At 70.8% G+C, this 14,011-nt stretch carries 11 protein-coding genes and 1 pseudogene; 9 read left to right on the forward strand and 3 right to left on the reverse strand.

Annotated features, from left to right (window positions below; genetic code table 11):
- The first annotated feature begins 308 nt into the window (after positions 1-308).
- The gene (locus ACIBK3_RS39135; RefSeq protein ID WP_399372708.1) at positions 309-1,805 is read left to right on the forward strand and encodes an acyl-CoA synthetase; all 1,497 of its coding nucleotides are present in this window, start codon (positions 309-311) and stop codon (positions 1,803-1,805) included.
- A 15-nt stretch (positions 1,806-1,820) separates the two neighbouring features.
- On the opposite strand, the gene paaK is transcribed toward ACIBK3_RS39135, so the two are convergent.
- Positions 1,821-3,116 carry a phenylacetate--CoA ligase PaaK gene (paaK, locus tag ACIBK3_RS39140; protein WP_399372710.1) on the reverse strand — a complete coding sequence of 432 codons (1,296 nt, stop codon included), beginning with the start codon at positions 3,114-3,116 and terminating at the stop codon, positions 1,821-1,823.
- Positions 3,117-3,316: 200 nt separating this feature from the next.
- Between paaK and ACIBK3_RS39145 the strand changes: the two genes are divergently transcribed.
- Positions 3,317-4,042 carry an alpha/beta fold hydrolase gene (locus ACIBK3_RS39145; RefSeq protein ID WP_399372712.1) on the forward strand — a complete coding sequence of 242 codons (726 nt, stop codon included), beginning with the start codon at positions 3,317-3,319 and terminating at the stop codon, positions 4,040-4,042.
- Between the two features lie 4 nt (positions 4,043-4,046).
- Here ACIBK3_RS39145 and ACIBK3_RS39150 read toward each other — a convergent pair whose 3' ends face one another.
- Positions 4,047-6,041 (reverse strand): sulfatase, encoded by a 1,995-nt coding sequence (locus tag ACIBK3_RS39150; RefSeq protein ID WP_399372714.1) that lies wholly within the window; start codon positions 6,039-6,041, stop codon positions 4,047-4,049.
- Between the two features lie 116 nt (positions 6,042-6,157).
- Positions 6,158-7,774: an acyl-CoA synthetase gene (locus ACIBK3_RS39155; protein ID WP_399372715.1), complete on the reverse strand. Its 1,617-nt coding sequence runs from the start codon at positions 7,772-7,774 to the stop codon at positions 6,158-6,160.
- Positions 7,775-7,954: 180 nt separating this feature from the next.
- On the opposite strand from ACIBK3_RS39155, the gene ACIBK3_RS39160 reads away from it, so the two are divergent.
- The 7 genes and pseudogenes from ACIBK3_RS39160 (at position 7,955) to ACIBK3_RS39190 (ending at position 14,008) form a co-directional block, all read left to right on the forward strand.
- A complete protein-coding gene (locus ACIBK3_RS39160; RefSeq protein WP_399372717.1) occupies positions 7,955-8,755 on the forward strand; it encodes a crotonase/enoyl-CoA hydratase family protein in 801 nt (266 codons plus the stop codon).
- Positions 8,756-8,777: 22 nt separating this feature from the next.
- Entirely contained in the window at positions 8,778-9,728 is a 951-nt protein-coding gene (locus ACIBK3_RS39165) for a Zn-ribbon domain-containing OB-fold protein (protein WP_399372718.1), read from the forward strand.
- Positions 9,725-10,774, forward strand: coding sequence for a thiolase domain-containing protein (locus ACIBK3_RS39170; protein WP_399372720.1), 1,050 nt, complete (start codon positions 9,725-9,727; stop codon positions 10,772-10,774). Before ACIBK3_RS39165 ends, ACIBK3_RS39170 begins: the two co-directional genes overlap by 4 nt.
- Entirely contained in the window at positions 10,771-11,937 is a 1,167-nt protein-coding gene (locus ACIBK3_RS39175; protein WP_399372721.1) for a thiolase domain-containing protein, read from the forward strand. The genes ACIBK3_RS39170 and ACIBK3_RS39175 overlap by 4 nt, the downstream gene beginning before the upstream one ends.
- Positions 11,938-12,020: 83 nt before the next feature.
- Positions 12,021-12,263, forward strand: coding sequence for a DUF397 domain-containing protein (locus ACIBK3_RS39180; RefSeq protein ID WP_030676326.1), 243 nt, complete (start codon positions 12,021-12,023; stop codon positions 12,261-12,263).
- A gap of 147 nt (positions 12,264-12,410) precedes the next feature.
- Positions 12,411-13,310 (forward strand): annotated as a pseudogene (locus ACIBK3_RS39185) (universal stress protein); the annotation flags it as partial.
- A 200-nt stretch (positions 13,311-13,510) separates the two neighbouring features.
- Positions 13,511-14,008, forward strand: a complete 498-nt coding sequence (locus ACIBK3_RS39190) for a hypothetical protein (protein ID WP_399372722.1) — start codon at positions 13,511-13,513, stop codon at positions 14,006-14,008.
- Positions 14,009-14,011: the final 3 nt, after the last annotated feature.

The following is a 14,011-nucleotide window of genomic DNA, read 5'->3' on the forward strand; positions in this document are numbered from 1 at the left end:
CGGGAGCCGGGAGCCGACAGCCGGCAGATGCGAGCCGTCAGCCGGCAGATGCGAGCCGTCAGCCGGCAGACGCGAGCCGTCAGCCGCCAGCCGTCAGCCGCCAGCCGCCAGCCGCCAGCCGCCAGCCGGCAGACGTGAGCCGACAACCGTGAGTCGCGGGCCGGGTGCGAAGCCGGCTGCCGGTGGTTCGGGGCCCCCGGTTCAGCGTCCGCCGTTCTGTGGCGGTGTCCGCGAGGACCGTGTCCGGGCATGGTGAAACCCGGGCAACCGCTTGACCTGCCTCCGTGCCGGACCGAGGATCATGTGTCATGACGCCAGGACACGGCAGCACGGTCGACGGGGTGCTGCGCCGCAGCGCCCGGCGCACCCCGGCGCGAGTGGCGGTGGAGTACGCCGACCGCGCCTGGACGTACGAGGAACTCGACGAGGCCGTCTCCCGCGCGGCGAGTCTGCTCCTCGAGCAGGGGCTCGCCCCCGGCGACCGGGTCGGCGCGTACGGCCACAACTCGGACGCCTACCTGATCGCCTTCCTCGCCTGCGCCCGAGCGGGCCTGGTGCACGTGCCGGTCAACCAGAACCTGACCGGCGACGACCTCGCGTACATCGCCGGCCAGTCCGGCAGCTCCCTGGTCCTCACGGACCCGGACCTCGCCGGTCGACTGCCGGACGGTCTCCGTACGTTGCCCCTGCGCGACGCCGATGACTCCCTGCTGGCAGGCCTGGCCTCGACACCCGCGTACGACGGTCCCGAGCCGCGTGGCGAGGACCTGGTCCAGCTGCTGTACACCTCCGGGACGACAGCCCTCCCGAAGGGCGCGATGATGACCCACCGCGCCCTGGTGCACGAGTATCTGAGCGCGATCACAGCCCTCGACCTCAGCGCGGGCGACCGCCCGGTGCACTCGCTCCCGCTCTACCACTCGGCGCAGATGCACGTGTTCCTGCTGCCGTACCTCGCGGTCGGCGCCACGAACATCATCCTCGGCGCCCCCGACGGCGACCAGCTCTTCGACCTGATCGAGGCCGGCCGCGCGGACAGCCTGTTCGCACCTCCCACGGTGTGGATCGCGCTGACGAACCGCGCGGATTTCCCGTCCCGTGACCTGAGCGGACTGCGCAAGGCGTACTACGGGGCGTCGATCATGCCGGTGCCCGTCCTGGAACGCCTGCGGGAACGGCTGCCGAAGCTGGCCTTCTACAACTGCTTCGGCCAGAGCGAGATCGGTCCGCTCGCCACCGTCCTCGCGCCCGACGAGCACAAGGGGCGCATGGACTCCTGCGGCCGGCCCGTCCTCTTCGTGGACGCCCGCGTGGTCGACGAGGACGGCAAGGACGTGCCCGACGGCACGCCCGGCGAAATCGTCTACCGCTCCCCGCAGTTGTGCGAGGGGTACTGGGACAAGCCCGAGGAGACCGCCGAGGCCTTCCGCGACGGCTGGTTCCACTCCGGCGACCTCGCGGTGCGCGACGCCCACGGCTACTTCACCATCGTCGACCGGGTGAAGGACGTCATCAACTCCGGGGGCGTACTGGTCGCCTCGCGCCAGGTCGAGGACGCCCTGTACACCCACGAGTCGGTCGCAGAGGTCGCCGTGATCGGCCTGCCCGACGACCGCTGGATCGAGGCGGTCACGGCGGTCGTCGTCCCGCGCGGCGAGGTCACCGAGGAGGACCTCCTCGCACACGCCCGCGACAAACTCGCCCACTTCAAGGCTCCGAAGCGGATCGTGTTCGTGGACGAGCTGCCGCGCAACGCGAGCGGGAAGATCCTCAAGAGGGAACTCAGGGACCGGTTCAGTGAGTGACCGGTGCCGGAGTGACTAGTGCGGGCGCAGATCCACGATCCGCCTGATCTTGCCCAGCGACCGCTCCAGTGACTCCGGATCGACGATCTCTACGGCCACCGAGACGCCGATGCCGTCCTTCACGGCCGCCGTGATGGTCCGCGCTGCCGTCTCCCGGTCCTCCCGTGTCGCGTCGGGGCGGGCCTCCGCCCGTACGGTGAGGGTGTCGAGGCGGCCCTCGCGGGTGAGCCGGAGCTGGAAGTGGGGTGCGACACCCGGCGTGCGCAGCACGATCTCCTCGATCTGGGTGGGGAAGAGGTTCACGCCGCGCAGGATCACCATGTCGTCGCTGCGGCCGGTGACCTTCTCCATCCGGCGGAACACCCGGGCGGTGCCCGGCAGCAGCCGGGTCAGATCCCGGGTCCGGTACCGGACGACCGGCATCGCCTCCTTGGTGAGCGAGGTGAAGACCAGTTCGCCCCGTTGCCCTTCGGGCAGCACCTCGCCGGTGATCGGGTCGACGACCTCGGGGAAGAAGTGGTCCTCCCAGATGTGCAGCCCGTCCTTGGTCTCCACGCACTCCTGCGCGACCCCGGGGCCGATCACCTCCGACAGCCCGTATATGTCCACGGCGTCGATCGCGAACCGCTCCTCGATCTCGCTCCGCATCCGCTCCGTCCAGGGCTCGGCGCCGAAGATCCCCACCCGCAGCGAGGTGCCCCGCGGATCGACGCCCTGCCGTTCGAACTCGTCGAGGATCGTCAGCATGTACGACGGCGTCACCATGATGATCCCGGGGCGGAGATCCCGGATCAGCTGGACCTGGCGGGCGGTCATACCGCCGGACGCGGGGATGACCGTACAGCCGAGCCGCTCGGCCCCGTAGTGTGCGCCGAGTCCGCCCGTGAACAGCCCGTAGCCGTACGCCACATGCACCGTGTCTCCCGCCCGTCCGCCCGCCGCGCGGATCGAGCGCGCCACCATGTCGGACCACAGGGAGAGGTCGTGGTCGGTGTAACCGACCACGGTGGGGCGTCCGGTGGTGCCGCTGGACGCGTGGACGCGGCGGACACGGTCCTGGGGCACGGCGAACATTCCGTACGGATAGTTCTCCCTCAGATCCGCCTTGGTGGTGAAGGGGAACCGGCCCAGATCGGCGAGGGAGCGGCAGTCTTCCGGGCGGACCCCGGCCTTGTCGAAGGACTCCCGGTAGAAGGGCACGTGCTCGTACGCGTGCCGCAGCGAGTTCCGCAACCGCTCCAGCTGCAGCTCCCGCAGCGCGTCCGGCCCGAGCCGTTCCCCCGGGTCGAGCAGGTTCGTCGCGTCCGCCATGCCGACCCTCTCCCTCTCACCCACCACAACAATCCGGGCGACCGATCATTCGGTCGTGATGCTGTAGATCAGTAATCCAAAGGACCCTGCCCCAGGCAAGGGAACGGTCCGTACATTCTCGACGGAGAGGGGGGGCTGCCGGTTCTGCTCTCGGCAGAGGAAGAACGGAGGGCTTCGGTACCACGGATACGGTCACCGGTATGGACACCGACCCTCGTACCGTCAAGGCGAACGGCATCACGCTCGCCTACCGCCGCTGGGGCTCCGAGGACGCCCCGCCCGTGCTCCTGCTGCACTGTCGCGCTGCCGACGGCACGGACTGGTCGCCGATCGCCGAGCGGCTGGCCACGGGGCCGGGAGCGCGTCGGGTGTACGCGCCCGACCTGCGCGGACACGGGCGCAGCGACTGGCCCGGCAGCGAGCCGGGGGCCGGCCCGGAGACGTATGGCTACGAGGCGATGCGCGACGACGTCCTCGCGTTCCTCGGGGCGCTCGCCCTCGACCGGGTGGATGTCGTCGGGCACTCGCTGGGCGGGATCGTCGGGTATCTGCTCGCGCAGAGCGCTCCCGAGGTCGTACGCCGCCTCGTCCTGGAGGACGTTCCCGCACCGATCCCGCTCGATCCGCCGCGGGCGCCCACCGAACGCCCTGTCGGAGACCTGGCCTTCGACTGGGCCATGGTGCGCGCCACCGACGAACTGCGCAACGCCCCCGATCCTGTGTGGTGGGAGCACATGGGGCGGATCACCATGCCCACACTGCTGATCGGGGGTGGAGTCACCAGTCCCGTTCCGCAGGATCAGATCGCCGCGTTCGCCGGGTGCCTGCCCGACGCGCGCGTGGTGACGATCGACGCCGGGCATCTGGTGCACGAGGCCCGGCCGGAGGAGTTCCTGGCCGTCGTGCGGGACTTTCTGGCGGCGTGAGGCCTCACTTGGCGTACGCGGTCAGGAAGCGGTCGCGGAAGGTGTCCATGCCCCACTCCGGCGCGTTCTTCGCGGGCTTCAGGCCGTCCGTCCAGCCCCAGTCGGAGATCCGGTCCAGCACCTTCTGATCGTGGGCGACGATGGTGATCGGCACGTCCTTGCCGGTGTCGCCCTTGGTGACGGTCGGAACGGGCTGATGGTCGCCGAGGAAGACCAGGACCGTGTTCTTGTCGCCGTAGCGCTGGACCCACTGGGTCAGGCTGTCCAGGGAGTACTGGACGGCGCGCCGGTACTCCCTGCGCACGCTCTCCGGGTTCTTCCAGACCTCCTTGGGGTCCGTGCCCTCCTTCTTGATCTCGTCAAAGACGGAGCCGTCACCGAGCTTGTCCCAGTCGATCACGCGGGCGATGGGGGACCACGGGTTGTGGCTGGAGGCGAGGATGATCTCCGCCATGATCGGGTCGCGGTCCTTCTTGCCGTGCTCCAGGCGTTCGAAGGACTCCAGGCTGAACTGGTCCGGCACGGGCGTCCAGCTGAAGTACGGGCCCTGGTAGCCGAGGTGTGTGGAGTCGTAGATGTGGTCCAGACCGAAGTACTTGCCCTCGGGCCAGGCCTTGCGCACCCCGGGGACGATGCCGACCGTGCGCCAGGCACCGGTCTTCTGGAAGTAGCTGGTGAGGGTCGCGCGGTCGCCGGTGGTCAGGCTCCGGTACCGCTGCTGGTTCTTGACCCACAGGCCGGACAGGAACGTCGAGTGGGCGAGCCAGCTGCCGGCGCCCGACACCGGCGACCTGAGCCAGCCGCTGCGCGACTCGAAGCCGGCCGCCTTGAGCCGGCTCGTGCCCTCCTTCAGGGTCGCGTCCATCTCCGGCGCCATCGCCGGGTCGTCGAGGGCGACCCGGCCGTAGCTCTCGATGAAGGTGAACAGGACGTCCTTGCCGCGCAGACCGGTCAGCAGCTGGTCGGGCGGGGTGGCGGCGAAGGCGTCGACCCTGGCCTTCTTCTCGAAGACCTTGGCGTCGCCCAGGCCGTTGCGCACGTTCTGCACTCGGTTGGCGAGGAACTCGGTGTTGCCCTTGGTCGCGATCGTGACTCCGCCGACCTGCACACCCAGCGTGAAGCAGGTGACCCACGCGGTGCCGAGGACGAGGGTGGTGTAGACGGCCGCCTGACGGTGCCGGGCCATGACGTTCGTCAGCCGCACCACCGCGAGCGTGCTCAGGGTGAGGACGGCGATCAGCAGGACGATCACCCCGGCTACCGCGAGCACCTCGCCCGAGCGGCCGAACGAATCCTTGACGAAGTCCGCGGCGTCGTTCAGCAGGATCCAGTCGAAGACGAGGTCGAACGGTCGCGCCAGGAACTGGTAGAAGCCCATGTCCAGGAACTTCAGGACGGTGAACAGTCCGAGGAAGACGCCTGAGACGACGGCTGCGATCCGCCGCGGCTTCCCGGGGAGCGCGAGCAGCAGACACGCCAGGACGATCCCCTCGACCGGCATGCGGAGGAAGGAGAGCGCCGAGATCCGGTCGAGCCGGTTGGGCATGACCAGCGCGGCGAGCACCACCGCAGCGGCCAGCACGGTCGTTCCCACGGCCACACCGCGTGCGGCGCCGGGACAGCGGCGGCGCCATCCGAACCAGCCGGGTTTCGGGGACCCAGGGGACTCACCGGGGCCGGACCGGTCATCGGCCACCGCTTCGGCCGCTTCCGCCGCTTCGGCCGGTTCGTCGGCGGTGTCGTCCGACTGCTCCGGCGCGGCTGCCCTTTCCTCGCCGGTCGGTGCTCCTGCCCTCTTGTCCCCGTTGTCCTCGGCCGGTGCGGCTTCTTCCGTCCCAACGGCCTCCACGGCCGTCCCCTCCACCGTGTCGGCGTCCTCGCCCGCCTGCTCAGCCGCCTCCTCGTCTCTCGTCCCGCCCGTCACAGCGGTACTGCCGCCGTCCTGGATCGCCTCGCCCTCGGCGTCGGGCAGTTGACGAGAGCGAGTGAAGAGAGACACCCGGGGGTCCTTCCGTACGGTCGTGCGATGGCATGGCGAACAGGGCCCGAGGGCCCAGCCTGCCACCATCAGTACGTCCGAACGTCACCTTTGGTTCAAGCCAACGGGACCGAATCTCACCCGCCCGCCGACGCCACCTCCCGGGCCCACCGGTAGTCCGCCTTGCCGCTGGGTGACCGCCGGAGCGCCTCCGCGATCACCAGCCGACGCGGGATCTTGTAACCGGCGAGCCGGGACCGGCAGTGCGCCTGGATGTCCTCCAGGGACGGCCGGGCGGCGCCTGAGCGCAACTGCACCACGGCCGCCACATGGTGGCCCCACTTCGCGTCCGGCACCCCGGCCACCAGCGCGTCGTACACGTCCGGATGAGCCTTGAGGGCCTGTTCGACCTCCTCCGGGTACACCTTCTCCCCGCCGGTGTTGATGCACTGCGACCCGCGGCCGAGAACGGTGACCACACCCTCCTCGTCGACGGTGGCCATGTCGCCGAGCAGCACCCATCGCCGGCCGTCCTTCTCGAAGAAGGTCTCGGCGGTTTTCCGCGGGTCGTTGTAGTAGCCGAGCGGCACATGACCGCACTGCGCGACCCGCCCCACCTCACCGACGGCGACCGGCTCGTACGTGGCCGGATCAACCACCTGTGTACGGGAGTTGACCCGGATACGGAAGCCACGCTCGGGTCCGGAGTCGTCGGTCGCCGTGCCGTTGAAGCCCGACTCCGAGGAGCCGAAGTTGTTGAGCAGCATCGCGTTCGGCACGAGCGCCTGGAACTGCCGGCGCACGGTGTCCGACATGATCGCCCCGGACGACGACACACTGAACATCGACGACATGTCGGTGCCCTTCATGGGTCCTTCGAGCGCGTCGATCAGCGGGCGCAGCATCGCGTCGCCGACCAGCGACATGCTGGTGACCTTCTCCTTCTCGATGGTCCGCAGCACCTCCTCGGGAACGAACTTGCGGTGCAGCACGACCCGTTGGCCGAAGTTGAAGCCGATGAACGCCGTCAGTGTGGACGTGCCGTGCATCAGCGGGGGAGCGGGGAAGAAGGTGATTCCCGCACCGCCGGCCGCGACCCGCTCGGCCAGTTCCTCCGGCTTCTTCACCGGCTCCCCGGTCGGCGCGCCGCCGCCCAGCCCCGAGAAGAACAGATCCTCCTGGCGCCACATCACGCCCTTGGGCATCCCGGTGGTGCCTCCGGTGTAGATGATGAACTGGTCGTCCCCCGACCGGGGCCCGAAGCCGCGCTCCGGGGAGCCCGCCGCCTCGGCGGACGCGAAGGGCACCGCCGTCACGTCCGCCGCCCCCGGCGCCGGCTCCCCGACCCGCACCAGGTGCCGCAGCGCCCGTGTGCGGGGCAGGGCGGCCGCCACCCGGTCGGTGAACTCCGCGTCGAAGACCAGTCCCGCCAGATCCGCGTCCTGGTACAGGTAGACCAACTCGTCTTCCACGTAGCGGTAGTTGACGTTGACCGGGACGATCCGTGCCTTCAGGCAGCCGAGCACGGTCTGCAGGTACTCGACCCCGTTGTAGAGGTGCAGCCCCACGTGCTCGCCAGGGCGCATCCCGCTGTCGAGAAGGTGATGGCCGACGCGGTTGGCCGCCGCGTCCAGTTCCGCGTACGTCAGACGGCGCTCCGCGCCCGTGCCGGGATGGTCGATGTACACGAGCGCCTCGCGGTCCGGGACCACGTCGACGACCGACTCGAACAGGTCGGCAATGTTGTACTCCACCGCTCCTCCTGACCTCGGACAGGGGCCCTGGCTCCGCCACGGTTCGCGGTCATCAGAGCAAAGGGCGCCGCAAGTGTGAAGGGTCCGCACCGAAGAAATCTGACTGACTGTCAGAAAACTCTTGAAGTGCTCCGGCGCCTCCTGCAACCTGTTCTCGTTCTGTCAGAGGGGAGATGGCCCATGGCTGGGACGGAACACCTCACCGTGCGACGCGAGGGCGCCACACTCGTGCTCGCGCTCAACAGGCCCGAAGCGAAGAACGCGCTCTCGCTGTCCATGCTGGTCGGCCTGTACGACGGCTGGCTCGAGGCGGACGCGGACGACGACATCCGCTCGATCGTGCTCACCGGTGCCGGCGGCGCGTTCTGCGCGGGCATGGACCTCAAGGCCCTCGCCGGAAAGGGCATGGCGGGCGAGCATCTCCGGGACCGCCTCAAGGCCGACCCGGACCTGCACTGGAAGGCGATGCTGCGCCACCACCGCCCCCGCAAACCGGTGATCGCCGCCGTCGAGGGGTACTGCGTCGCCGGCGGCACCGAGATCCTCCAGGGCACGGACATCCGCGTCGCGGGCGAGTCCGCGACCTTCGGCCTGTTCGAGGTCAGGCGCGGCCTGTTCCCGATCGGCGGCTCCACGGTCCGGCTGCAACGCCAGATCCCGCGCACCCACGCCCTGGAGATGCTGCTCACCGGCCGCCCCTACACCGCCCGCGAGGCCGCGGACATCGGCCTGATCGGGCATGTCGTCCCCGACGGCACCGCCCTCGCCAAGGCCCTGGAGATCGCCGAACAGATCAACGCCTGCGGCCCGTTGGCGGTGGAGGCCGTCAAGGCCTCGGTGTACGAGACCGCCGAGCAGACCGAGGCCGACGGACTCGCCGCCGAACTCAAGCGCGGCTGGCCCGTCTTCGACACCGCCGACGCCAAGGAGGGCGCCCGCGCCTTCGCGGAGAAGCGGCCCCCCGAGTACAAGCGCGCCTGACCCTCCCAAGGAGGCAGCCCCGATGCCCGACGTCCTCAAAGCGCCGCTCGTCGTCGAGTTCCCCTTCACCCGGTCCCTCGGCCCCGTCCAGAGCGCCTTCCTCACCGGCCTGCGCGAACGCGTCGTCCTCGGCGTACGCACCGGCGACGGCCGCGTTCTCGTCCCGCCCGTCGAGTACGACCCCGTGACCGCCGAGGAGATCTGCGAACTCGTCAACGTGGCCTCCACCGGCACCGTCACCACCTGGGCCTGGAACCACGAACCCCGCCGGGGCCAGCCTCTCGCCACCCCGTTCGCCTGGGTCCTGGTCCGCCTCGACGGCGCCGACACCGCACTCCTGCACGCCCTCGACGCCCCCGGCCCCGACGCCGTGCACACCGGCATGCGGGTCCGGATCCGGTGGGCGCGGGAGCGCACCGGTGCCATCACCGACATCGCCTGCTTCGAGCCGGGCGGCGACGAGGAATCCGTAGTCACGGTGCACGCCGGCGAGTTCGAGAACCCGGTCACCGGCATCGTCGCCCCCGCCCGCCTCGACTACACCTACTCACCCGGCCGCGCCCAGTCCGCCTACATCCACGCCCTCGGCGACCGCCGCATGGTCGCCGAGCGCTGCCCGTCCTGCCGCAAGGTGTACGTCCCCCCGAGGGGTGCGTGCCCCACCTGTGGTGTGGCCACGGCGGAACAGGTGGAAGTGGGACCGCGCGGCACGGTCACCACGTTCTGCATCGTCAACATCAAGGCCGCGCATACGGCGAATCTCGACATCGAGGTCCCGTACGTCTACGGCCACATCGCCCTCGACGGAGCGGACCTCGCCCTGCACGGCCGTATCGCGGGCATCCCCTACGACCAGGTGCGGATGGGCCTGCGCGTCGAGGCCGTGTGGACGGAGGGATCCCGCTATCCCGACCACTACCGGCCGACCGGCGAGCCGGACGCGGAGTACGACACCTACAAGGAGCTGTTGTGACGCGCGACATTGCCGTGGTGGCCTTCGGCGAGACCGAACACCGGCGCACCAGCGAGGAGTTCTCCGAGGTCGAGATGCTCATGCCGGTCCTGCACGACGTCCTCGCGCAGACCGGCCTGAAGACCGCCGACATCGGCTTCACCTGCTCCGGCTCCAGCGACTACCTCGCCGGCCGCGCCTTCTCCTTCACCCTCGCCCTCGACGGAGTCGGAGCCTGGCCGCCGATCTCCGAATCGCACGTCGAGATGGACGGCGCGTGGGCCCTGTACGAGGCGTGGACCAAGCTGCTCACCGGCGACGCGGACACCGCGCTCGTGTACTCCTACGGCAAGTCCTCACCCGGCTCCGTACGCGACGTCCTGACCCGGCAGCTCGACCCGTACTACGTGGCCCCCCTGTGGCCCGACTCCGTCGCCCTCGCCGCACTCCAGGCACAGGCGCTCATCGACGCGGGCGACACCGACGAGCCGGCGCTCGCCGCCGTCGCCGCCCGCAGCCGGGCGGACGCCGCCGCCAACTCCCACGCGCAACTGCGGGATCCGGTGCCGCAGGGGGAGTACGTCGTCCGTCCCCTGCGTACCGGCGACTGTCCGCCCATCGGCGACGGCGCCGCCGCCGTGATCCTCGCCGCCGGTGACCGCGCCCGGGACCTGTGCGAGCGGCCCGCCTGGATCCGCGGCATCGACCACCGCATCGAGGCACACAGTCTGGGCGTGCGCGATCTGACCGACTCGCCCTCCACCCGGCTGGCCGCCGAGAAGGCCGGTGCCTTCGAAAGGCCCGTCGACACCGCCGAGTTGCACGCGCCCTTCACCTCGCAGGAGGTCGTCCTGCGCAGGGCGCTCCGGCTCGGCGACGACGTGCGAGTCAACCCGTCCGGAGGCGCCCTCGCCGCCCACCCGATCATGGCCGCCGGACTCATCCGTATCGGCGAGGCCGCCGCCCGTGTCCACCGGGGGGAGTCCGACCGCGCCCTCGGGCACGCCACGTCCGGCCCCTGTCTGCAACAGAACCTGGTCGCCGTACTCGAAGGGGATCCGCGATGAGCAAGGAGCCCGTGGCCGTCGTAGGCATCGGCCAGACCAAACACGTCGCGGCGCGCCGGGACGTGTCGATCGCCGGGCTCGTCCGGGAGGCCGCCCGGCGCGCCCTCGACGACGCCGAGCTGACCTGGGCGGACATCGACGCCGTCGTCATCGGCAAGGCGCCCGACTTCTTCGAGGGCGTGATGATGCCGGAGCTGTACCTGGCCGACGCGCTCGGCGCGGTGGGCAAGCCCATGCTGCGGGTGCACACGGCCGGGTCCGTCGGCGGCTCCACCGCGCTGGTCGCCGCGGGCCTGGTCGCGGCCCGCGTCCACGGCACGGTGCTGACCCTCGCCTTCGAAAAACAGTCCGAATCGAACGCCATGTGGGGCCTGTCCCTGCCCATCCCCTTCCAGCAGCCCCTCCTCGCCGGGGCCGGCGGCTTCTTCGCCCCGCACGTGCGCGCGTACATGCGGCGCAGCGGCGCGCCCGACACGGTCGGCTCGCTGGTCGCCTACAAGGACCGGCGCAACGCCCTGAAGAACCCCTACGCGCACCTCCACGAGCACGACATCACCCTGGAGAAGGTCCAGGCCTCGCCCATGCTCTGGGACCCGATCCGCTACTCGGAGACCTGCCCCTCCTCCGACGGGGCCTGCGCGATGATCCTCACCGACCGCTCCGGAGCCGCCCGCGCGCCCCGGCCCCCGGCCTGGATGCACGGCGGCGCGATGCGCAGCGAACCCACCCTCTTCGCCGGCAAGGACGCCGTGTCGCCGCAGGCCGGCAAGGACTGCGCGGCCGACGTGTACCGGCAGGCCGGGATCACCGACCCGCGCCGCGAGATCGACGCCGTCGAGATGTACGTGCCGTTCTCCTGGTACGAGCCCATGTGGCTGGAGAATCTCGGCTTCGCCGACGAGGGCGAGGGCTGGAAACTCACCGAGTCCGGAGTGACGGAGCTGGACGGGGACCTGCCGGTCGACATGTCGGGCGGAGTTCTGTCGACCAATCCCATCGGCGCCTCCGGCATGATCCGTTTCGCGGAGGCCGCCCTCCAGGTACGCGGACAGGCCGGGGAACACCAGGTGGAGAGGGCGCGCAGGGTGCTGGGGCACGCCTACGGCGGCGGATCGCAGTTCTTCGCGATGTGGCTCGTGGGGGACCGGCCGCCCGACTCCTGAAAGGTCCGCCTCACGTGGCCTGTCGGCGCCAGGAACCGATCGCTAGGCTGGCCGCGGACGACGCAATCGGGAGGAGCACGGACGTGGCCGAGACCACCATCCAGCAGCAGCCGCTCATGGGCTGGGACAAACCCGAGCTGGACCTCAGCAACGCCGAATGGCACTCCAGCAGCCGTGGCCTGGGGGATGTCCAGATCGCCTTTGTCGAGGGATTCATCGCGATGCGCAACAGCGGCCGCCCGGAGAGCCCCTCCCTGATCTTCACGCCCGCGGAGTGGGGCGCGTTCGTGTCGGGAGCGCGGGAAGGGGAGTTCGACCTCACCTGACCCACGGGACCGGACACGCCGGGCCGATCCGGCGGTGTTCCGCGCGTTTTTCCGGACACGCGACCTTCGGCGCTCTCCTGGGGCACTGGCCTGAGCAAGGCTGGCCCCAGGAAGCGGAAGGCCGTACCTCCGGAAGCGAGGAACCTCATGGACGCCCTGCCGGTGATCGCGGCGGTCGACGGGTCGGACGACAGTGTGCGGGCCCTGGACTGGGCCCTCGACACCGCCCGCCGGCGCGGGGCGCCGCTCCGGGTGGTCCATGTACGGCAGTACGCCGCGTGGACCCGAGCCGACGCGGCGGCCGCCGGACCGCCCGCGGCGGCCGACGACCCGGTACTCGACCGGATCCGCACGCGTCTGGAGGCCCGGCCCGACCTGCCCGCGACCGACTACGTCGCCCTGGACGGGGCGTCGACGGCTTTGCTGCCCCAACTCGGTGCCAGTGCCCAGCTGTTGGTGCTCGGCTCCCGCGGCCGGGGCGGATTCGCCAGCCTGCTGCTGGGTTCCAACGGCATGGCCGCCGCGCGCGACGCCGAATGCCCCGTCGTCGTGGTGCCCCGCCCCGGGCGCGAGGTGCACGACGAGACCTACGCCGAGCCCGGTCCGCGCGTCGTCCTCGGCCTCCAGGTCGACAGCCCCGACGAGGCCACGCCGGCCTTCGCCTTCACCGAGGCCGCCCTGCGCGGAGCCCGCCTCCAGGTCGTCGCCGCCTACGCCTGGCCGGTGCAGACCTGGGCGGCCCCCGGCGACCTCGTGCCCCCGGTGATCGACCAGGACGCCGTCGAGAGCGAGACCCGGACCCTCGCCGAGGGCTTCCTCGCCCCGCACCGCGCCCGGCACCCCGACGTCCGCACCGAGCCGTACGTGGCCCCGGGCGACGCGGCCGGACATCTCGTCGCCGCCTCCAAGGACGCCGACCTGGTCGTCGTGGGCCGCCACCGGCGACGCCTGCTCGCCCCCGCCCGCCTGCTGGGCTCCGTCACCCACGCCGTGCTGCTCCACGCGGCCGCCCCGGTCGCGGTGGTCCCGCCTGCTCCGCCGGAGGAGTGTGCCGGCTCTCCTGGGCGACGGCGTACTTCCTCAAGGCGCAGCCGCAAGGTGCATGCGCTCCGGCAGTGGTGCACGCCGTCCTGCGGCAACCGGGCCGGGACCGCCCGCCGTCACGAACGTCATCAGGAACGCCGTACCGGGTGCACAGAGCGCCGCCCGCACGTCACGCGGGCCCGGCGGCCACGTACCATGGCGACATGTCGTTCCTCCGCCGCCGCAGCGCCACTCCCGCCGGGCCCGACTTCGACGTCCTGGCCATGGACCCGAGCGACTGGCCCGGCAACCTGAACGCCGGTCTGCTGCCCGCCCCCGACGGCAGCTGCCAGGGCCTGTACCTGCGGTACGACCTGTTCGGCGGCCGTGGCCCCGCGATGATCATCGGCAACCTGCCGGAGGGCTCACCGGCCCGTGACATCGCCGAGGGCGAGGTCCCCTTCGAGGTCGCACAGCTCCTGCTGGCCCTGGAGAACGACGAGGAGGTGACCGTCGTCGGCGTGGAGGACATGCCGGTGATGCAGGGCGACAACCTCCTGATCGTGCGCCGTCTGAAGCTCTCCGAGAGCCGGATCTCCTGCGTGCAGTTCGACCGCAGCGACAACGTCCTGGTGACCATCGCCGCCTGGGACCGCCCCATCACCGACGACCTGTACGCCCTGCTGAAGCCGCTCCCGGCGGAGCTTTTCCAGCAGGGCTGAGGC

Source organism: Streptomyces sp. NPDC050287 (genome assembly GCF_044459385.1).
Taxonomy (GTDB): domain Bacteria; phylum Actinomycetota; class Actinomycetes; order Streptomycetales; family Streptomycetaceae; genus Streptomyces.